Source organism: Roseivirga sp. BDSF3-8 (genome assembly GCF_041449215.1).
GTDB lineage: Bacteria > Bacteroidota > Bacteroidia > Cytophagales > Cyclobacteriaceae > JBGNFV01.
Genome location: NZ_JBGNFV010000001.1, coordinates 532,448 through 553,900 on the forward strand (window position 1 = coordinate 532,448; position 21,453 = coordinate 553,900).

A 21,453-nucleotide genomic window follows, 5' to 3' on the forward strand; every position below is an offset into this window, starting at 1 on the left:
TTGTGTATGACACAAAAATTATAAAGACAGGGACAAACCGTCCCTGTCTTATGTAAATTCTTTAATCTTCGGGTTGTTTAAAATCATGTTGCTCAGGCCTCTATGCTGGCTCTGGCTTCATAGCTTTTGGTCACTTCCTCCAGCACCTCAAAGGCATTTTCTGCCATGGCATTTTCAGTGTCCAGCGTAGGGTTCACTTCCACCATTTCCCAGCAAACGACCTTATCATTGGCCATCAGGAGGCTATTCAGTTCCTTGGCTTCGTTCAGGGTAAGTCCTCCGGGCACAGGCGTACCGGTACCACGGCTCACATCCGTATCCAGGCTATCCACATCAAAAGACACATAGATCAGGTCACAAGCAGCCAGGGCAGTAAGTGCGCGCGTAGCGGTTTCTTCCATTCCGATACTGCGTGCTTCCTGGGTTTTGATGACATTGATGCCATACTTTTCGATCAAAGCAGACTCCGGCTTCTCAAAGTCTCTGAGCGCGATAAAAAAGATGTCTTCCAGGTTGATTTTGGGCTCTTCCACCCCAATACGCTTAATCTTATCCCAGTACATCAGGGTATCTTCCTTAGGGTCGTTTACCTTAGACTCCAGGTTGTCGATCTTAGCAGCAGCAGCCAGGGGCATACCGTGCATGTTGCCGCTGGGTGTGGTAAAGGGCGTGTGCAGATCCGAGTGTGCATCTATCCAGATAACACCAAGCCGCTTATCGGGGTGAGCTTTTTTGATGCCAGCAATGGTACCGGCTGCGGTAGAGTGGTCGCCTGCAAGTACCAGTGGCATGTGACCGTTGCGGAGAGTGGTGAAGGTACTCTCGCAGACCCTGGTGAGCATGATAAGCACACCGTCTATGTACTTGGCATTCGGATGTTTGAAGCCATCGAAAAGGATATCGTTCACATTTTCGACTTCCTCGCTCTCATAGCGACCGAAGTAATCTGAACCTTTATCCAGGCAGGCAGTTTTAATCGCATCTATACCGAGGCTTGCACCCCGCGTACCGGCAGCGATTTCGGATTTTACCTCAAGTATTTTTATTTTTTTCATTTTGCAAAGATGTTATTTTCTATTGAATTTTGCTCGCCTTAAGGGGCTTTTGCGCATATTTCATGTAAGCCTGAATTTTTAACCTTGTAGTCCGTAAGATGAAGAGTTACGACGACCTTATACGCCAGACTTTTTATTTCCCCACCCCCGAGTTCGATGTCCACCAGAATGAACTGCTATTCAACGGAGTCCCCCTCATGGACATCGTTAAGGAGTATGGTTCACCATTAAAGATGACCTACCTGCCGAAGGTGGGCCAGAACATCCGAAACGCTCAGAGGATATTTAACAAAGCCATACAAAAGCTGGACTACCAAGGCAGCTACACCTACTGTTACTGCACCAAAAGCTCCCATTTCAGCTTTATCCTGAAAGAAGCCTTGCAAAACGATGTGCATCTGGAAACCTCTTCCGGCTATGACGTCGAGATCATCAAAAAGCTATATGCTGATAACCTGATCAATAAACAGACGCTTATAGTATGTAACGGATTTAAGCGGCCTTTATACACAAAAAACATTTCTTATCTTATAAATGAGGGCTTTGAGAACTGCATTCCGGTGCTGGACCACCTTGAGGAACTCGACGCCTATGAGGCAGAGGCAAATAAGCCCTTTAATGTAGGCATACGGGTGGCAGCAGGGGAAGAGCCGAACTTTGGCTTCTACACCAGCCGCCTGGGCATCCGGTATAACGACATTACCTCATACTATAAGGAGGTGATCGCTAAGTCAAAAAAGGCGAAGCTCAAGCTGCTGCACTTCTTTATAAACACGGGCATACAGGACACTACCTACTACTGGATGGAGCTGAACCGCTTCGTGGAGATGTACTGTGAACTACGCAAGATCAGCGATGACATAGACACGCTGGATATAGGCGGAGGCTTCCCTATTAAAACGGGCCTGCACTTTGAGTACGACTACGAATATATGGCCGAACAGATTGTAGCTAACATTAAAGAGATCTGCGACCAGAACGGGGTGCCTGTACCGAATATCGTGACGGAATTCGGCAGCTATACCGTAGGCGAAAGCGGTGCTACCATCTATAATGTAATGGGCCAGAAACTCCAAAACGATGTGGAGCTGTGGTATATGATAGACGGCTCGTTTATCACGCACCTGCCGGACGCCTGGGGCCTGAACCAAAAGTACATACTGATGGCCCTGAACCAGTGGGATAAGCCCTACCACCGGGTAAACCTGGGGGGGCTCACCTGCGACAGCATGGACTACTACAATAGTGAAGCACACAGCTTTGAGGTGTTTATGCCGAAGATACCGAAAGATGACAAACTGTACATCGGCTTTTTCCATACGGGTGCCTACCAGGAGTCACTCGGTGGCTATGGCGGCATACAGCACTGCCTGATACCTGCCCCTAAGCATGTACTGATAGACCGCGACGAAAACGGAAATATCATCACGGAACTCTTTGCAGACGAACAGGACAGCGCCACCATGCTGAAAGTACTGGGCTACTAGCACAGGTCTGGCATAAATTCCTTATTTTACATGGAACAATAATCATATTATACCATGAAAAATAAGAAACTGAGAATCGAAGACCTTTCTGTAAAGAGTTTTATCACAGCGGCTAATGAGATCCGCGGCGGCCTGGCCAGGGTCATTTCCGAAGAGCAGGAAGTAAGCGGCGGAGGCGGCGGCTTCTGCGGCACTGAAGACGTAGGCTGCGAGGAGTCTAACCACAACTGCTTCGGCGCCTGATACAACTCTTTCAAACTTATTATAAGCCATCTGCTGCAAAGTAGATGGCTTTTTTAATGGGTGAATGGGTGAATGATAGAGTAACAGAGTAATTGAATTACAGAATTATTGAATAGTAGTCATTGTACCGGAGCCGGCCGGCGGGGTATTAATGAGTGAATTTTTAATGGGTGAATGATAGAGTAACAGAGTAATTGAATTACAGAATTATTGAATAGTAGTCATTGTAGCGGACCCGGCTGGCGGGGTATTAATGAGTGAATTTTGAATGGGTGAATGATAGAGTAACAGAGTAATTGAATTACAGAATTATTGAATAGTAGTCATTGTACCGGATCCCGGCTGGAGGGGTATTAATGAGTGAATTTTGAATGGGTGAATGGGTGAATGATAGAGTAACAGAGTAATTGAATTACAGAATTATTGAATAGTAGTCATTGTACCGGATCCCGGCTGGAGGGGTATTAATGAGTGAATTTTGAATGGGTGAATGATAGAGTAACAGAGTAATTGAATTACAGAATTATTGAATAATAGTAATTGTACCGGATCCCGGCTGGAGGGGTATTAATGAGTGAATTTTGAATGGGTGAATGATAGAGTAACAGAGTAATTGAATTACAGAATTATTGAATAATAGTAATTGTACCGGATCCCGGCTGGAGGGGTATTAATGAGTGAATTTTGAATGGGTGAATGGGTGAATGATAGAGTAATAGAATTACTGATTTTTTTAATTACAGAATCGTAGTCATTGGTAGTAATGATGGTTTCGGGTGTAGTCCGGCTGGCAGGGTTTTTAGGAATGAATTGTGAATGACAGAATCAGAGAATATCAGATTCATTTATAAATAACCACATTCAATAATCAGTGAAAAACACCGAAAAATCACCTCATAGTCGAATTATTTTAAATTCACAAATTTATTATCTAAGCAATATTTTTCTTTTGTGATTAAATGTTTAGATACCAATAGATTGAGATAAAAATCAGTTTTTGGAAACAATATTTGTATAGAAATTGCTTTGTAATTGAAACGGCAAATCGTGAGATTCGCCACATCTGAAAAAACTAAAAATATTTCGATATGAAGAAGATGAGACTGAACGACCTGAAACTGAGCAGTTTTGTAACAGGAATGGAAGCAAACATTTCTAAAACAGCTAAAGGTGGAGGAAAAACTGACCAGAACGACACTAACTGTTCTGCAGTGGATATCTGTCCTACCGCTCGTTGTACGGCTCTTTGCTAAGACCCACAGTATAATCATACAAGGGAGTAGGGTAAAATCTACGATCCCTATATTTCATGTCAAGCCCTGTTCGACTTAGCGGATGGCTTTACCTCATTATTAAAAGAGGCAAGCCAGACTCTATGGTCTATAGTCTTGTATACCGAGACAGAGCAGGTAATTCCTTGTTTTATTATAAACTAATAAATATACTATTATGAAAAAGATGAAACTGAATGAGCTGAAGCTCAAGAGCTTTGTAACACGTATGGATGTTAATGTTTCTAAAACTGCCAAAGGCGGAGCAGAAACTGACCTTCAGGATACTAACTGCTCTGCAGTAGATAAGTGTCCTTCAGGACGTGGTTGCACTATTGTTGAGTGCTAATCATCCATTGATGATATCGGGCCACACAGAGATTTCTGTGTGGCTTTTTTTTGCCACAACCGCTACTCACAATAAAAAGACTCTCGCCCGAGATAGCCCATAGCCGTCAAGTTAAAAGTAGAAGTACACTGAAATGATTACTCTCTTGCGATTTGCTGCATGTACCACCCCGAAAGTCGGACCTCTCCTATTCCCACAGGAGGGGAATTGGTGCTTGGCTTGACGGCTATGGTCCCAAAAGGGGACTCACTTCTTATTAATTGATTTACAGTAATTTGTGTGCTTAACTTGACGGCTATACCTAAGGGAGGGGAATTATTTGTGCCTATCGCTGCAGAGTACGACATTTTTATAAGCTAATCATCAAAATTAGCATCGTAGGCCCTTAGCTTGACGGCTATGCCCTAAAACAGGGAAGGAGTTTCCGGCCTATGTCGGTTGGTTTTCTATGACGCAGGAGGCCAGGTAAAAAAGTTTGGCCTCTGGTACATTTAGCCGACTATCTGCCAGGTACCCTTCCGTCCGCGAGGGGGCTGTGGTTGCAGCTATGACATTTGTTTTTCAAATAGGCATATGATGGAGTGAAGCATTGCAGGCGCGGCCACCTTCCCTAAAACAGGGAAGGAGTTTCGGTCCCCGATGGGGGCTAGGCCGCAGGAATGGCGGTGTAGGTGGGAATAGGGCAAATTTTTCGCTTTTAAGCAGGAAGGTACATGAGGTGATCATATAGGATGGTTTGGGCGGTTGGCACATGGGTCTGTTCTCTATGTCCAGGAATAGTTATAAATAGGCGTGCGTGTAGGTAAGGGGCATATGCCTATAGGATACCCACGGGATACCCACAGGATGGGCACGGGATAAGAAAGGGGCTGATATAAGATATATTATAGTTTGGGGTGTGTGGGGTTTATATGTATTGTCATTATATATACTGATAATCTTACCTGAAAAGAGGGGGTGTCTTGCTGCGGGTTACTTTTGACAGAAATATTCAGGTAATATAACGCTTCAACATAATGGCTGTCATAGAAAATAATCCATGGATAGAGGGTGCGCGAGGTATGGTGCGAGGTGCGATTGTGTACCGGCAGCGGGCGGGTAGGACGATTGTGTCTGCCCGGCCGGCAACATCATCGAAACCTCTGAGTGAAAAGCAAAAGGCGCATCACAGACGGTTCAGGGAGGCTACGGCGTATAGCAAGCGGGTGAAGGAGGATGATGGGCTGTTTGCGAAGTATGCGGCGGCAGCGGAGGGTTTTATCTCATGGCAGAACCTGGCGGTGAGGGACTATATGCATGCGCCGGTGGTGGAAAAGGTGGTAGCAGAGGGGTTTACGGGAACGGCGGGTGAGGTGCTGAAAGTATATGCGTCTGATGATTTTGGCATTTGTTCTTTGCGGGTGACGGTAATGGATGGAAGGGGTGCTGTATTGGAAAGGGGTGAGTGTGATGAGTTGATAGCGAATGAGGTGTATGCTTATAACCTTAAAGGTGATGTGGATCCAGTGAATGGGGTAAGGGTACGGGTGGAAGCGGCAGATGCAGCAGGAAATGTGACGGAATATGAGGAGGAGCTATATGCAGGGGGTGATGAAGATGTGAGCGGCTCGTCAGCTGATGGTGGGGGCGGTCCAGCGGGTAGGGCCGGGGAAAAGTTGGCTCAGACTAAGCGGCCCACTGAAAGGGAGATCCCGCCCCTGAATAAAAAAGTGTGTCACCTTTTTTATCCTATCCCCACCCGTCAGCTGACGGGTGGGGAATGGCTAACATGCTATTTTTCAACTGCTTTCATTCTTGACTTGACGTCTATGCCAGATAGCCTCGCTGATATAGGTGGAAACCCGAAAAAGCGTATCTTTGCAGAGGTAGTTGCATGACTATCACTTTTTAACCATAAAGAAATACGTTATGAAAAAGATGAAACTAAACGACCTGAAGCTAAAAAGCTTCGTGACCGGAATTGAGAACAACACCGTTCAAACTGCCAAAGGTGGTGCTCCTAAGAAAGAAACCGGCCTCAATGATCCTAACTGTTCTTGGATCGACGCGTGCCCTACCCTTCGCGGTTGCACCATCGATACGTGTATCTGATTTAAAAGATCGCTATAGATATAAAAAGGCTGTTTGCTTCATGCGGACAGCCTTATTTTTTTTGGCAGAAAGTCAGTGACGCTTATTTGAACTTCAGCGTGCTGAACAGTTCTCTGAAAACTGCTGCATTAAAGGCTTCTGAGGGAGCCGACCCAACAGCCAGTAGATAGCCCTCTTTTACCTTAACGCCCAAGTAGTAAGATGATTTATCCCCTGAATCTGTAGCATGGATAGCTTCTAATCCTGGCTGTCCGTCTATTACTATGTTTGCACTTGCCGGGTCGTATAACAGGCGTTCGATAAAACCTTTCATGTGATTACTTGGACCGCCGTGCGAAATATACATATCTCCGGTAATTAGCATTACTGTAGCGGTAATGGCAGGCTCATCCGCATCTGTTACGTCTCCAGGGAGGTAGAAATAATATATATCCCGGTATTTACTGTATAATCTAAACCCCGCCGAAGCTTCATCTAATGAAAAGAAAATATCGGAATAGATATCAGGCGTTACATTTGCGTTACGGTATAGAGAATGGAAAGCTGTTATAATCTCCCTTTTTTCATTTAAGTTTCCCTCTTTATAAGGCGCAAAGAATGTATATGCCGCGGTTTCGCCTTTAACCAGAAAAATGAGTTTCACCAGGCTATCTTTATACTCCATAAGTTTACCCTCCAGGCCGCTAAGGCTAATCTCTGAATAGGACAGGACCTCCATGCCCTTTGCCAGTTGGGCACTATCTATCTTGTCAAAGGACCTGGCAGTTTTGGGAGGCAACTCTAAAAAAAGAATCTTGCCGGGTGACAGATTCGCTGCCTCTTCCAGCTCGGTTACTATCTCATACCCTTCCGGCAGATCAATGAATAAGTTAGTAGTGGGTAAATTGATAGGCCCTTCCTCTTCTTGCGAGTAGGTTATAATGGCCAGAAAGCACATGAAGAGGGTAAAAAGCAGTTTTTTCATATTTACTATTAAGTTCCGCATCAAAAATAGGCAATGTGAAGGTCTTTTTTATTGTAACACCCGTAGAGGCGCGATTTATCGCGACTTGTGGCGAATAGCAGAAAGGTTACTAATGAGTGAATTTTGAATGAGAGAATGGGTGAATGATAGAGTTACAGAGTAATTGAATTACAGAGAATAGAATAATAGAGTAATTGAATTACCGATTTATTGAGTAATAGAATTATTGAAACACCCCGTAGAGGCGCGATTCATCGCGATTTCTCTCGTATAGCAGACAATTGAATTAAAAATCGCCTCCAGCTATATGCGTGGGGCTCATTAAGCCAACCAAGTACGGTTTGCCGACGGATCCCGGCTCTCGTTCCTCGGCCGGGAATAGTGCGTTAAGTTAACGGCTTCATTAATTATCCATTAGAAATAATCACTTCTCCTTCTTTAGGAAGAGCCGGGGCACCTGGGGCAGGCCGCACCATTCGGCTATATTATTGTAGTGCTTGGCGAGGTCTTGGGCGTAGCCTACGCCGTCTTCTACTGTTTGGATGGCCTTTCCCACTCGCGTATTCGTATCATCCAGTTTTTTGATGAAGCGCGACAGCTTGTCCATAGCAGAAAATTGGCTAAAAAATACCACCAAAGCTAATCCCAATCAGACACGTAATTCAGTACGGTGATGCCACACTGAAAGGACAGTGATTTCAGTAGCTTAAGATTTTGCCTGTTCTCCAGTTTATCGAAGATGGGTAGTCCCTTGCCTATTGCTACGGGGTTGATAAAAAGATGATACTCGTCTATGAGGTTGTGCCTGATCAGTTCGGACACAAAGGTGGCTCCGCCACACACGTACAGATCGCCGCCCTCTTCCTGCTTTAACCTGTTGACAGCCTCTACTAAATCCCCACTAGCCAGCGTGGCATTTTTATCTGCCCAAGGCGACTCGTCCAGGCTATTAGAGAACACCACCTTTCGGAGATTAGTGAAATATTTGCCGCTGGACTGCTCGGGATTATCCTTATCATCCGCCACGCCGGCCCAGTACGGAATGAAACCTTGCGCCAGCTTACGCCCCAGCAGCATGCAATCCACGTTTTTCAGCAAACCCTCAACATAAGCGTTCACGTCATCCGTCCATGGCATAGTCATCCAGTCCATTTCCCCATTAGGTCCGCCAACGAATCCGTCCAGCGTCATCTGAGCCTGCAGTTTGAGTGTTCTCATATAATGGTAAGTTAATGAATGAATTTTGAAGGATAGAAGGAATAATTAATAGAGTAATTGAATTATAGATTAATTGAATGATGGAATTTGGCACTTGTTCCGGTATAGGGAAACGTAATTACAGGCACGTGTAGGGACGCGATTCATCGCGACTTGTGGCGAATAGCAGACAATTGAATTGAAAAATAGCCTCCTTCTATACGTGTGGGGCTCATTAAGCCAACCAAGTACAATTGGCCGACGGATCCCGGCTCTCGTTCCTCGGCCGGGAATAGCACTTTAAGTTAACGGGTACAGAATTATTGATTAATAGAATTATTGAAACACCCCGTAGAGGCGTACTGTGGGGATGCCATGGTACGATTTATCGCGGCTTGTCCCGGATTGCAGAAAGGTTACTAATGAGTGAATATTGAATGAGAGAATGGGTGAATGATAGAGTTACAGAGTAATTGAATTACAGATTAATTGAAATGATGGAATTTGGCACTTGTTCCGGTATAGGGAAACGTAATTACAGGCACGTGTAGGGACGCGATTCATCGCGACTTGTGGCGAATAGCAGACAATTGAATTAAAAATAGCCTCCTGCTATACTCGCGGGATCTCATTAAGCCAGCCAAGTACGATTTGTCGACAGATTCCGGCTCTCGTTCCCCGGCCGGGAATAGTGCGTTAGGTTAGCGGGTACATGGTAATGACTACCTTGTCATTATACTATAAAAACCGTGGGATTATTGGTACAAAGGGCTCAAAGCGGATATCATACCCGGATTTATTCATTTCCTGAAAGTAATCATGCACGATAGCCATCTGTTGCCTGTTTTCGAGAATAAAGGTTATCTCAGATATGGCCCGTTTGTCCCTGACAAGCGTAATACTATTTCCACTCCCCTCCCTTACATACTTCCCGTGGACCTCTCCCTTTATATACTGAGCGTCGACATATATTTGAGCGTCGGCACCAGGCTTCAGATCAAACAGGCCTTGCTCCAGGTTTAATTCTCCCGTTATTTTAAAAAACTTCTTCAGTGCCCAATCATTTTTGATCGACAATAATATTATTGACACAATACCTGCAGCTATAAGAATCAGTACACCTACCACCAGATACATAGGAACGTTTAAATCTATCTGCTTAAAGATGCCTAGTATTAGAAAGCCTAAAAATGCTCCGTACGCAAAAGCCGATAGGATTTTGGCTAGTCGACTAGATCCTCTGTATGTCTTTATGGGTATTGAATGCCTTGTCATTTGTACAGGTAAAAATAGTAAAACCTACCCAACGGATTAGCACACCCTGGCGCAGGTATTCCTTTTGCCCGACCCTGACTGTCCTCTTCTTTACGCTAAGTCGCTAAAGGCGTACGTTTGAATTTTGTGCTCTGCCCTTGGCTAGGAATGCTCTTGTGCCCCCGGCAACAGGCGGTACGGTCAACACATTAAGCCTCTCTGCTGGCACACTACCATCCACATCCACCCAACGAAGGATGAAAAAATTACGATTGAACAAAATATTGTGTAATTTCGTACTTTAGTTACAAATGAGAGCGGCTCTCCATATTATATTATCCTGCTACCTGCTGATTATTTCGGCGGGGGTGCCTTTCTATAGCCATGTCTGTATGGGTGAGCTGAAGGAGCACACGGTAGTGGTGGGTGAGCTGGATATGAAGCCTTGCTGCAGCAGTATGGGCGAGCGGTCCGGCTGCTGTGACCATGAGGTGACACTGGAAAAGACCCAGGAGCAGCAGACTTTCTCATTTGGTTTTCAGCTAGCGCCTGCCACCCTGGTAGCTGTTATCGATCACTTTACTCCCTATGCCCCGCTGGCCGAAACCGGCCTGAACGAGGGCTACCCTACGGACACTTCCCCTCCCCGATCGGGACCGGCGCTGTCCATCCTTTTCCAAAACTTCCGCTGTTAAGCATAACATAGCTTGTTATCCGCACCTTATAAGGTTGCGGCATGGTCCCTTTGTGTCCATTTCACACGCTATTTGTTATGCTCAATTCATTTATAAGGTTCTTTTTACATAATAAGCTGGTCACCGTGATCATACTGGTTGCGCTTACCGGCTGGGGGCTGTCCACGGCTCCCTTCACGTGGCCGCTGGAGTGGCTGCCGCGCGACCCGGTGCCGGTAGATGCTATTCCTAACATCGGGGAAAACCAGCAGATCGTATTCACTGAGTGGCCCGGCCGCAGTCCGCAGGATGTGGATGACCAGATCACCTATCCCCTTACTACGGCCATGCTGGGTATACCGGGCGTGAAGACGGTACGCAGCACGTCTATGTTCGGCTTCAGCAGTATTTACATCATATTCGAAGAGGACATCGAATTTTACTGGAGCCGCTCGCGTATCCTGGAAAAGATCAATGCCCTGCCCCCGGGGGTGCTACCGGACGGTGTGCAGCCTGTGCTGGGGCCGGACGCAACGGCACTGGGGCAGATATTCTGGTACACGCTGGAGGGCCGCGATGAGGAGGGCAACCCGACGGGCGGCTGGGACCTGCAGGAGCTGCGCTCCATACAGGACTATTACGTGCGCTACGCCCTCAACTCCGCGGGTGGGGTAAGTGAGGTAGCGAGCATTGGCGGCTATGTGCAGGAGTACCAGGTGGATGTGGACCCGGACAAGCTGCAGGCGTATGACATTACGCTGGACCAGGTGGTGGCCAGTGTGCGCGGCAGTAACCTGGATGTGGGCGCTAAGACGATAGAGGTGAATAACGTGGAGTACTTCATCCGCGGGCTGGGCTATGTGAAGAACCTGGAAGACCTGGAGCAGTCCGTGGTGGCGGTAAGTAATAATACGCCTGTGAAGGTGGCCGATGTGGCGCGGGTGATGATGGGCCCGGCAGCCCGGCGCGGTATACTGGATAAAGGCGGTGCTGAGGTAGTAGGCGGCGTGGTGGTGGCCCGTGAGGGGGCTAACCCGCTGGAGGCTATCAATAATGTAAAGGCGAAAATAGAAGAAATAGCCGGCGGCCTGCCCACGCGGGTGCTGGATGACGGCACCGTGTCTAAGGTAACGGTGGTGCCCTTTTATGACCGCACGACGCTGATAAAGGAAACGCTGGGCACGCTGGAAGAGGCGCTGACGCTGGAGATACTCATTACCATTATTGTGGTCATCATCATGGTGGTCAATCTGCGCGCTTCGGTGCTCATCAGCGGCCTGCTGCCGGTGGCGGTGCTTATGTGCTTTATCGCCATGCGCTACTTTGGGGTGGATGCGAATATTGTGGCCCTGTCCGGCATCGCGATTGCCATAGGGACCATGGTGGATATGGGGATCATCCTTACGGAAAATATCCTGCGGCATAAGGAGCAGGAGCGAAACGATGAGTCCGGCACGCCCTACGCCCCTGTCACGCTGGTGTACCGCGCCGCCACTGAGGTGGCTCCCGCCATCCTCACCGCCATTGCCACTACCATCATCAGTTTTATCCCGGTATTTGTGCTAGAGGCGGCTGAAGGTAAGCTCTTCCGTCCCCTGGCCTGGACCAAGACCTTTGCGCTGGTGGCAGCGGTACTGGTGACCCTGGTATTTATTCCCGCCTTTGCGCAGTGGTTATTTTTCTCAAAAAGTAAAAAGAAAAACGCCAGCCTGCTGCTGAACGCTATCCTGGCAGCAGGCGGCATGGTGCTGCTCTTTATGGGCTTCGTATGGGCGGGGCTAGTGCTCATTGCTATAGGTGGGTGGAACATTTATACCTTGTATGACCGCCGGTTGGAAAGCTATCGCCCGCTGGGCCGTACCATCATTGTGGTAATTGCCGTGTCCATATTACTGTGCTACGAGTGGCTGCCCCTTGGGCCTTCCGTGCCTTTCATTATCAACTTTATCCTGATGGCGGTGGCCATAGGTGCCTTGCTCGGCCTGTTTTATGCTGTTATTTACTTTTACAGGCCCATGTTGATGTGGTGCCTGCGGAATAAGGCTCTCTTTCTCAGTATCCCTACCTTCCTGATCATTTGGGGCGCCATGATCTGGCTCGGTTTCAATACCCTGTTCGGGTTTATTGCCAAGGGCTTTGATGTGGTAGGGGTCAATATCCGTACCTCCGGCCCGTGGTCGGCTATGGTGCATACCTTTCCCGGTATAGGCGAGGAGTTTATGCCCAGCCTGGATGAGGGGGCCTTTCTGCTTATGCCTACCTCCATGCCGCACTCGGGTGTCGAGTATAATAAAGAGACGCTCCGCTACCTGGATATGGCTGTGGCCTCTATCCCGGAAGTGGAGGAGGTAGTGGGTAAGCTGGGGCGCGTGAATAGTGCGCTGGATCCTGCCCCTATCAGCATGTTTGAGAACGTGATCATCTACAAGGCAGAGTACGCCATGGATGAGGACGGCCACCGGATGCGCTTCCGTACAGATGACGAGGGGCGGTTTATGCTGAAAGACAGCACCTATTATGACCCGTCAGAAGGTTTCCAGGTCGTGGACTCGGAGAATCTGATACCCGACAGCGGCGGGGAGTACCTGCGGCAGTGGCGGGATGGCATTCAAAGCCCGGACGACATCTGGGATGAGATCGTCATGGCGACTAAGGTGCCGGGGGTGACCTCAGCCCCTAAACTGCAGCCAATAGAAACCCGCCTGGTGATGCTGCAAACGGGTATGCGGGCGCCTATGGGCCTGAAGATCAAAGGCCCGGACCTGCGTACTATAGAGACCTTTGGCTTTGAACTGGAAAAGGTGCTGATGAATGTGCCTTCTATTAAGAAGGAAACGGTCTTTGCGGAGCGTATGGTGGGCAAGCCTTACCTGACACTGGAGATAGACCGGCAGGCGATCGCGCGCTACGGCCTTACGGTGCAGCAACTGCAAAAGCACATAGAGGTGGCCGTGGGGGGTATGGCGCTGACCTCTACCGTGGAGGGCCGCGAACGCTACCCGGTACGGGTACGCTACCCGCGCGAACTACGGGATAACCCTGAGAGCCTGCGGGAAATCCTGATCCCTACGCCTACGGGTGCAGAGGTGCCGCTGGGCGATCTGGTGACGATGAACTATGTAAAAGGCCCGCAGATGATCCGCAGCGAAGACACCTTCCTGATCGGGTACGTGCTGTTTGACAGGCAGCAGGAGTTTGCGGAAGTGTCAGTGGTAGAGGATGCGCGCCGGGCCATACAGGCACGTATAGCTGATGGCCGCCTGAAGGTGCCGGAAGGTGTGAGCTTCGAGTTTGCGGGAAGCTATGAGAACCAGGTGCGGGCGGAAAAGCGCCTGTCCATCATTGTGCCGCTGGTGCTGGCCCTTATTTTCCTGCTGCTCTACCTGCAGTTCCGCTCCGTGGCCGTCACCGGCATGGTATTCAGCGGCATTGCTGTGGCCTTTGCCGGAGGCTTTATCATGCTCTGGTTTTACGGCCAACCGTGGTTTGCAGACTTTAGCCTGGCGGGGCAGAATATGCGCGACCTGTTCCAGATGGGTACGGTAAACCTGAGCGTGGCTGTGTGGGTAGGCTTTATCGCCCTATTCGGCATCGCTACGGATGACGGGGTGGTGATGGCGACTTACCTGCAGCAGGTAAACGGTGACCGGGAGCCGGAAGGCCGGAAGGAGGTACACGAGGCGGTGGCGGAGGCGGGCAGCCGCCGGATCAGGCCCTGCCTGATGACTACGGCTACTACCCTGCTGGCGCTGTTGCCGGTGCTTACCTCCACGGGCCGCGGGTCGGATATTATGGTGCCCATGGCGATCCCTTCATTTGGCGGTATGGCCATAGAGCTGATCACCCTCTTTGTGGTGCCGGTACTCTATGCCATGTATATGGAACGCAAGGTAAAGAAAAGCAAGTGGGGCGCGGAAGCGTTTAAATCTGAAGAGAAATGAAAACAGGGACTGAAATGATACGACTAAGCCTCAGCCTGTTGCTGGCACCGCTGCTGCTCTGCTTACCGGCCCGGGCTCAGGACAGCACCCTGGCGGAAAACTGGTATGTGCAGGTGGCTCTGGATAATAACCCGGAACTGGTAGCCAGGGAAAAGACGTGGCTGGCGATGAAAGAGGTAGTGGACCAGGCGGGCCAGCTCGAGGACCCTCAGCTTACGGCGGGAGTGTTCATTTCCCCCATCGAGACGCGCGTGGGGCCCCAACAGGCCCGGCTCGGCCTACGGCAGATGTTTCCCTGGTTCGGTAGCCTCTCCGTCCGTGAACAACTGGCCGTGGTCACCGCCCGCGCGGCTTACTACGATTACCTGGAGAGCCGGGCTGCTACTGCCCTGGAAGCACACCGCCGCTATGCCGCCATCTACCGGCTGCGTCAGGATACGGCCCTGCTGCACGAACAGGAGGCGCTGGTGACCAGCCTGGAGCGAATCGCGCTGACCCGCTATGAAAATGCGAAAGGCTCCCTGGCGGACGTACTGAAGGTGCAACTTGCGGCAAGTGAGCTGGAAACAGTGATCAAACGAAAGGAGCAGGACCTGGAGACGGCGGTGGCTACCTTTAACCTGACCCTATACCGGGATCCTGAGGCAGCGGTGACCACCCCGGACTCGCTGCTGGCAGAGCTGCCCGCCGCAGCCGTAGCCAGGGAAGCTGTTGCCACCCAGTACCGGCTGGAAGGCTCGCGCCAAAGCGTGGAGGCGGCCCGCCAGCGTGAAGAGGTGGTACGGCTGCAGTCGCGCCCTATGCTGGGGGCAGGTATCGATTATGTCATTACCGGAAAGAGGGAGGATATGACGATGCCGGACAACGGACAGGATGCGATAATGCCAATGGTATCGGTGTCGCTGCCCATTTTCCGAAAAAAATATAAGGCACAGCAGAGCCAGGCCGCCCTTGACAGGGAAGCGGCTGAGGCCCGCCTTCAGGCTATGGAAAATATGCTTACGGCGGACTACCTGGAGGCGGTGTCGGACTACCGTAATGCCTCCACGGATGCAGAACTCTATAAAAAACAGACGTACCTGGCGGACAAAACGCTTAATCTGCTCATCTCCACCTATGGGGCGGGAGACGAGTCACTGACAAATGTGCTGGACGTGCAGCAGCAGATACTGCGCTATCAAATGGGGCTGAATGAATCCCTGACCCGGCAATTTGTGAATGCTAAAAAGATCGTATACCTGACCGGTTCGGACCGGTCTGTCATAACGGAAGAAAATGAGTCAACTGAAGAATAACCTGAAACCTGCGCTGGTGCTCCTGCTCTTCGGCATGATCGTGGGCGCTCTGCTCTTTGCCGTCATATCGGGCGGAGGAAACGGCACAGAGGCCGGCCATGAACACAATGGGGACAGCCTGGTGACGACGGAAGCGGGGGAGCAGGTGTGGACTTGCAGCATGCACCCGCAGATACGCCAGCCGGAGCCGGGGGACTGCCCTATCTGCGGCATGGACCTGATCCCTATGGATGAGGGTGGCGACGACGCCAACTCACAGGCGGTGAGCATGTCTGAAAGTGCTATGCGCCTTGCCAATGTGCAAACAACGCTGATAGGAACGGGCTCGGGTGACAAGACGCTGCGCCTGGATGGCCGCATCATGCAGGATGAAAGCCGGGAATACAGCCAGGTGGCGCAGTTTCCGGGTCGTATCGAGCAACTTTACATTACGGTAACGGGTGAGGAGATCAAGCGGGGGCAGGCCATCGCACGTATTTACTCACCTGAGTTGGTCACGGCGCAGCGTGAACTGCTGGAGGCGGAGGACTTTCGCGAAAGCAACCCGGCGCTCTTTGAGGCGGCCCGGCAAAAGCTGCGTAACTGGAAGCTAAGCAACGCGCAGATAGATAAAATACTGGCCTCGGGCACGGTACAAAATACGGTGACGGTATTCGCCCAGGAAGGCGGCGTGGTGACGGAGAAGAAGGTGAAGCCGGGTGACTATGTGCAGCAGGGGCAGGTGCTCTTTGCGGTAGCTAACCTGGAGGAACTGTGGGCGGTATTCAACGTGTATGAAAGCGAACTGCCTTTCGTGAAGGAAGGCAACGAGGTGTCATTTACCACGCCATCGGTACCGGGAGAGACATTCACCACCACCATTAACTTTGTGCAGCCGGTGATCGATACAAACGAGCGTACGGCCATCGTGCGCGGGCCGGTACGCCGCCAGGCGGATGTACTGAAGCCGGGCATGCTGATCAGCGGCCGGTTGGATGCCCAATTGGCCGGTCAGGGCGAGCAACTGCTGGTGCCGCGCTCGGCGGTACTGTGGACGGGCACGCGCTCGGTGGTGTATGTGAAGGAACCGGGTACGGAAAAGCCTACCTTCAACATGCGTGAGGTGGTACTTGGCGAAGGGGCCGGTGACAGCTACCTGGTGGAAAGCGGTCTGCAGGCAGGCGAGCGGGTGGTGACGAATGGCACCTTTAGCGTGGATGCGGCAGCACAGCTTAGCAATAAGCCAAGTATGATGAACAACCCGCAGGAGAGGGAAATGAAAATGAGCGAAAAGCCTCTTAACCAGCCGTTAAACGCGAAAGCGAAGGAACAACTGGAAGGCGTATTGGAAAAATACCTTTATATTAAAGACCTGTTAGTGGCGGCTAAGGAAGAGGAAGTGATGAAGGAAGCGGAAAAACTGGTGAAGGCCATTCTGGCAACGGAAGAATCTGCCCTGCCTGCTGAAGGAAGAAAACGGTGGAATAACGTGAAGCAGCCTATGCTGATGGCAGCGAAGGACATAGCGGGTGTCTCCAGCATCGATACGCAGCGGAAGGCTTTCATTGACCTGAGCGAGCGAATGATCGAGCTGGCCACTACCTTTGACATAACGGAGGACCTGCTGTACCTTCAGCACTGCCCTATGGCAGATAATAACGAAGGGGCGGACTGGCTGAGCCTGTCGGAGCAGGTGCGTAATCCGTATTACGGTGACATGATGCTGACCTGCGGGGAGGTAAAGGCCGTGCTGAACGAAAAGAGTAATCAACCATCTATCAAATAACAAAACAATTCTAAGATGAAACGTGTGAGATTTATTGCTGCTATGACGATAGTAGCGCTTCTGGCATTTACTGCCTGCGACAATACCGCTAACAATGAAGAGGCAAACGAAGAGACTGAAACCTCCGAAGTGAGCGAAATGGATGGCCATGAAGGCCATGACCATAGTGACCATGGTGACATGGGGGCTATGGAGGGTGACGAGGGCATGGAAGGTAATGCGACTCCTGTAGAACCTGCCAGCTTTGACCAGCCTGCAGAGGCTATAAAGACACAGGTAAGTGAGGTAATGACGCACTACCTGGACATTAAAACGAGCCTGGCAATGGACAATGCAGAAGGAGCAAGCCACGCGGCAAGCCCCCTTGTAAGGTTTAAGCTTGACGAAAGCAATATGGCGGACGTGCCTGCAGACCAGATCGAGTATATAAAAAATGCTATGAAAAAGCTTAGCGACGACGCGGTATCGATCAACGTGACGCGTGATCTGCCTATGCAGCGCAAGTCGTTTGAAGAACTGAGCAGCACGGTATATGCCCTGGCAAAAACATTTGGCAGCGAGCAGACGCTGTATTACCAGTACTGCCCTATGGCCTTTGATAACAAAGGTGCTTACTGGATCAGTGGCGAAGAGGAAATCAAAAACCCTTACTTCGGCGATGCGATGCTGAAGTGCGGCCGCGTGGAAGAGACGATCGAGATGTAATCTCCTCCTGATCACAACATTACAAAAAAGCCGCTGGTGGAAACGCCGGCGGCTTTTTTAATGAGTAATAGAGTAATAGAATTATAGAGTAACAGAGTAATTGAATAATAGAGTTACAGAATAATTGAGTAATAGAGTAATTGAAATAAGGGCCCTTGGACACTGCAAATAGTGGTACCGTCCTTTATTACCGGAATAAAATCCTTATTTTGCCTGTGAGTAAGCAAGTGAACGCTTCCGGGTGTGAATTTATTTAAGCACCCGCCAAAACAGGTGATAAGACACTATCGATCAATGGATTACGCTTGCGCAAATCAGGCTAAAACGCCCTGAAAATGGTTCTTTGACATGATAAAACAGCAAAAAAGACCGATAGTAAAAATACCTTATCTCTCTGGCTATCTTTTTCTTACACGGAAAATCGCCTTCGAGAGGTAAATCCAGTACAACAAGGATTGAAACTATAGAGCTACTATTTTTTGGTACCTCTTATACAACTTCGAGAGGTAAATCCAGTACAACAAGGATTGAAACATTTTAATGGCTTCTATCAGCGTCCGTGGTCTATCACTTCGAGAGGTAAATCCAGTACAACAAGGATTGAAACATCCGAGAAAAGCTTAATCTACCTGTTATAATAAATCTTCGAGAGGTAAATCCAGTACAACAAGGATTGAAACCTTACCGAGCAAAATTACGCTGACATAATCATTTTTCTTCGAGAGGTAAATCCAGTACAACAAGGATTGAAACATTGCCTCTATAAACCTATTCTGTCGAGGGGTTAACTTCGAGAGGTAAATCCATCACAACAAGGATTGAAACATGATTGAATCGCACAAGTCCACTGTTTCCCCCGGAACTTCGAGAGGTACTTGAACGCAAGCCCGGATCCACAACAACAAGGATTGAAACGGATCCGGAGCAATGACCGCACGGCGGACCTGTGGAACTTCGAGAGGTAAATCCATCACAACAAGGATTGAAACCGTATTACTGAACCTATAGAGCAATGGGATAGGATTCTTCGAGAGGTAAATCCATCACAACAAGGATTGAAACGTGGCCTGAAAGGCCCAGGGTTTCGAATCCCTTACCGTCTTCGAGAGCAACATCCAGTACAACAAGGATTGAAACACGAGTATGGCAAGAAATACCCCTGGGAAGAAGGCGCAGCGCCATCCCTTCGAGAGCAACATCCAGTACAACAAGGATTGAAACAGAAAGTGGCTGAAAGGTATTATTATGTAGGATTGACTTCGAGAGCAACTTGAACGCAAGCCCGGATCCAGTACAACAAGGATTGAAACTCATCACCGGACTTACAGGTTCCCACATACGCTCATCTTCGAGAGCCTGTTCCAGTACAACAAGGATTGAAACGTCGTTTTCGTGAGTAGGACCCAGCCGGTGGCCATCACTTCGAGAGCAACATCCACTACAACAAGGATTGAAGCGCAATGACTCTACTTGATATATACTTGCTAACTGACACATGGGAAGTAGGGTCCCGTGCCTGGACTAAGGACTCAAGGGGCTTCCAGACAAGAACTAACATAGAGAGGCGTCCGGACATCCTGCTGGTTACCGCCCCTGGTTTAGCATCCGCTAAACCGGTCCCCGGCCTAAATTAGGCGGGGAATTTTTTACCTAGGTAGTAGAAGGTAGTTAATGAGTGAATTGTTAAGTAATAGAGTAATTGAATAATAGAAGTCAGCACTTGTGCCGGTATACGCAAAGGTAAGTACATGCACCTGTAGAGGCGTTCCATGGGGATGCCTATGGTACATATCGCGACTTGTGGCGTCTCATCCGACAGCCTGCAATGGGAAGTACAACTTCCCGAAATGGCAACCACGGGACCGATCGCGGCCCGGTACAACTCCGCGGTAGTATATTATTAACAGCATAATTGAAATAAGGGCCCTTGGACACTGCAAATAGTGGTACCGTTCTTTCTTACCGGAATAAAATCCTTATTTTGCCTGTAGGCAAGCTAATGAACGCTTCCGGGTGTGAATTTATTTGAGCACCCGCCAAAACAGGCGATAAAGCACTATCCATCAATGGATTACGCTTGCGCAAATCAGGCTAAAACGCCCTGAAAATGGTTCTTTGACATGATTAATCGGCAAAAAAGACCGATAGTAAAAATGCCGTATCTCTCTGGATATCTTAACCTTACACGGAAAATCGCCTTCGAGAGCCTAATCCACTATAACAAGGATTGAAACTGACAACCAGCTTGAACTCAAGAGCCAGTTCGGCGACTTCGAGAGCCTAATCCACTATAACAAGGATTGAAACTGCCCATACGAGAAAACATCTCTCCTGGTATATCCACTTCGAGAGCCTAATCCACTATAACAAGGATTGAAACTTTCTCCTCCCTTGTAAAAAGTCGCATTTTCATGCACTTCGAGAGCCTAATCCACTATAACAAGGATTGAAACTGCTTATGCTGGCGGCCGCGAACATTGCCTGCATCTTCCTTCGAGAGCCTAATCCACTATAACAAGGATTGAAACATTTATATTTGGGTCGTTTTCATCTACAAAAACATACTTCGAGAGCCTAATCCACTATAACAAGGATTGAAACATCACTTTAGGAAAGGGGGTGTAGCGTGAGTAATCGCACTTCGAGAGCAACTTGAACGCAAGCCCGGATCCAGTACAACAAGGATTGAAACTCATCCAATTGCCTGAACTCGTCAGCGGTGAGATACTCTTCGAGAGCCTGTTGGGCGCAACCCCGGATCCACTACAATAAGGATTGAAACTATCACGCTGTTCGGGTATCGGGTTCGTCTTGCTATCTTCGAGAGCAACTTGAACGCAAGCCCGGATCCACTACAACAAGGATTGAAACGCACCTGATGCTGCTCATCCGAAAACCCGGTATATTCTTCGAGAGCCTAATCCACTACAACAAGGATTGAAACCGTAGGGCACATCGGTCACAATTTCCGCGCGTGTTCTTCGAGAGCCTGTTGAACGCAACCCCGGATCCACTACAACAAGGATTGAAATGGCCAAAGCCCACGGGGTTTACGTAAAGGCTCAACCACTTCGAGGGCCTGTTCCACTACAACAAGGATTGAAACAGTATTGGCAAGCCTGGCCAGGGTTTCATCCCACCCTCTTCGAGAGGTAAATCCAG

General features: G+C 49.2%; 16 protein-coding genes and 2 CRISPR repeat arrays (1 of these 18 running past the window's edge). Of the genes, 11 read left to right on the forward strand and 5 right to left on the reverse strand.

All coding sequences use genetic code 11. The features are described from left to right. Positions 1–92 precede the first annotated feature (92 nt). Entirely contained in the window at positions 93–1,055 is a 963-nt protein-coding gene (locus AB9P05_RS02070; protein WP_371907156.1) for an arginase, read from the reverse strand. Between the two features lie 98 nt (positions 1,056–1,153). Between AB9P05_RS02070 and AB9P05_RS02075 the strand changes: the two genes are divergently transcribed. The 6 genes from AB9P05_RS02075 (at position 1,154) to AB9P05_RS02100 (ending at position 6,496) form a co-directional block, all read left to right on the forward strand. Continuing rightward, the gene (locus tag AB9P05_RS02075) at positions 1,154–2,542 is read left to right on the forward strand and encodes an arginine decarboxylase (protein WP_371907157.1); all 1,389 of its coding nucleotides are present in this window, start codon (positions 1,154–1,156) and stop codon (positions 2,540–2,542) included. Between the two features lie 54 nt (positions 2,543–2,596). After that, the gene (locus tag AB9P05_RS02080; protein WP_371907158.1) at positions 2,597–2,785 is read left to right on the forward strand and encodes a pinensin family lanthipeptide; all 189 of its coding nucleotides are present in this window, start codon (positions 2,597–2,599) and stop codon (positions 2,783–2,785) included. Positions 2,786–3,873: 1,088 nt separating this feature from the next. Next, complete coding sequence (locus AB9P05_RS02085; RefSeq protein WP_371907159.1) at positions 3,874–4,038, forward strand: pinensin family lanthipeptide; 165 nt, start codon at positions 3,874–3,876, stop codon at positions 4,036–4,038. A gap of 196 nt (positions 4,039–4,234) precedes the next feature. After that, on the forward strand, positions 4,235–4,405 hold the full coding sequence (locus AB9P05_RS02090) for a pinensin family lanthipeptide (protein ID WP_371907160.1): 171 nt from the start codon (positions 4,235–4,237) through the stop codon (positions 4,403–4,405). A 1,016-nt stretch (positions 4,406–5,421) separates the two neighbouring features. Beyond that, a complete protein-coding gene (locus AB9P05_RS02095) occupies positions 5,422–6,282 on the forward strand; it encodes a hypothetical protein (protein ID WP_371907161.1) in 861 nt (286 codons plus the stop codon). Positions 6,283–6,313: 31 nt separating this feature from the next. Further along, positions 6,314–6,496: a pinensin family lanthipeptide gene (locus tag AB9P05_RS02100; protein ID WP_371907162.1), complete on the forward strand. Its 183-nt coding sequence runs from the start codon at positions 6,314–6,316 to the stop codon at positions 6,494–6,496. A gap of 82 nt (positions 6,497–6,578) precedes the next feature. Here AB9P05_RS02100 and AB9P05_RS02105 read toward each other — a convergent pair whose 3' ends face one another. The 4 genes from AB9P05_RS02105 to AB9P05_RS02120 form a co-directional block, all read right to left on the reverse strand. Beyond that, a complete protein-coding gene (locus AB9P05_RS02105) occupies positions 6,579–7,460 on the reverse strand; it encodes a hypothetical protein (RefSeq protein WP_371907163.1) in 882 nt (293 codons plus the stop codon). Positions 7,461–7,884: 424 nt separating this feature from the next. Continuing rightward, entirely contained in the window at positions 7,885–8,067 is a 183-nt protein-coding gene (locus AB9P05_RS02110) for a hypothetical protein (protein WP_371907164.1), read from the reverse strand. A 32-nt stretch (positions 8,068–8,099) separates the two neighbouring features. Beyond that, positions 8,100–8,678 carry a dihydrofolate reductase family protein gene (locus AB9P05_RS02115; protein ID WP_371907165.1) on the reverse strand — a complete coding sequence of 193 codons (579 nt, stop codon included), beginning with the start codon at positions 8,676–8,678 and terminating at the stop codon, positions 8,100–8,102. A gap of 717 nt (positions 8,679–9,395) precedes the next feature. Then, the gene (locus tag AB9P05_RS02120; RefSeq protein WP_371907166.1) at positions 9,396–9,794 is read right to left on the reverse strand and encodes a hypothetical protein; all 399 of its coding nucleotides are present in this window, start codon (positions 9,792–9,794) and stop codon (positions 9,396–9,398) included. A 428-nt stretch (positions 9,795–10,222) separates the two neighbouring features. Between AB9P05_RS02120 and AB9P05_RS02125 the strand changes: the two genes are divergently transcribed. The 5 genes from AB9P05_RS02125 (at position 10,223) to AB9P05_RS02145 (ending at position 18,291) form a co-directional block, all read left to right on the forward strand. Further along, positions 10,223–10,606: a hypothetical protein gene (locus AB9P05_RS02125; RefSeq protein ID WP_371907167.1), complete on the forward strand. Its 384-nt coding sequence runs from the start codon at positions 10,223–10,225 to the stop codon at positions 10,604–10,606. A 77-nt stretch (positions 10,607–10,683) separates the two neighbouring features. Continuing rightward, a complete protein-coding gene (locus AB9P05_RS02130; protein ID WP_371907168.1) occupies positions 10,684–14,526 on the forward strand; it encodes an efflux RND transporter permease subunit in 3,843 nt (1,280 codons plus the stop codon). Continuing rightward, positions 14,523–15,821 carry a TolC family protein gene (locus AB9P05_RS02135; RefSeq protein WP_371907169.1) on the forward strand — a complete coding sequence of 433 codons (1,299 nt, stop codon included), beginning with the start codon at positions 14,523–14,525 and terminating at the stop codon, positions 15,819–15,821. Before AB9P05_RS02130 ends, AB9P05_RS02135 begins: the two co-directional genes overlap by 4 nt. Next, positions 15,802–17,586, forward strand: coding sequence for an efflux RND transporter periplasmic adaptor subunit (locus AB9P05_RS02140; RefSeq protein ID WP_371907170.1), 1,785 nt, complete (start codon positions 15,802–15,804; stop codon positions 17,584–17,586). The genes AB9P05_RS02135 and AB9P05_RS02140 overlap by 20 nt, the downstream gene beginning before the upstream one ends. 15 nt (positions 17,587–17,601) lie before the next feature. Beyond that, complete coding sequence (locus AB9P05_RS02145; RefSeq protein WP_371907171.1) at positions 17,602–18,291, forward strand: DUF3347 domain-containing protein; 690 nt, start codon at positions 17,602–17,604, stop codon at positions 18,289–18,291. Positions 18,292–18,716: 425 nt separating this feature from the next. Further along, positions 18,717–19,116: a CRISPR direct-repeat array (repeat unit 37 nt; unit sequence CTTCGAGAGGTAAATCCAGTACAACAAGGATTGAAAC). A 1,377-nt stretch (positions 19,117–20,493) separates the two neighbouring features. Then, a CRISPR array of direct repeats spans positions 20,494–21,453; the repeat unit is 24 nt; unit sequence ATCCACTATAACAAGGATTGAAAC; it runs 90 nt beyond the window's last position.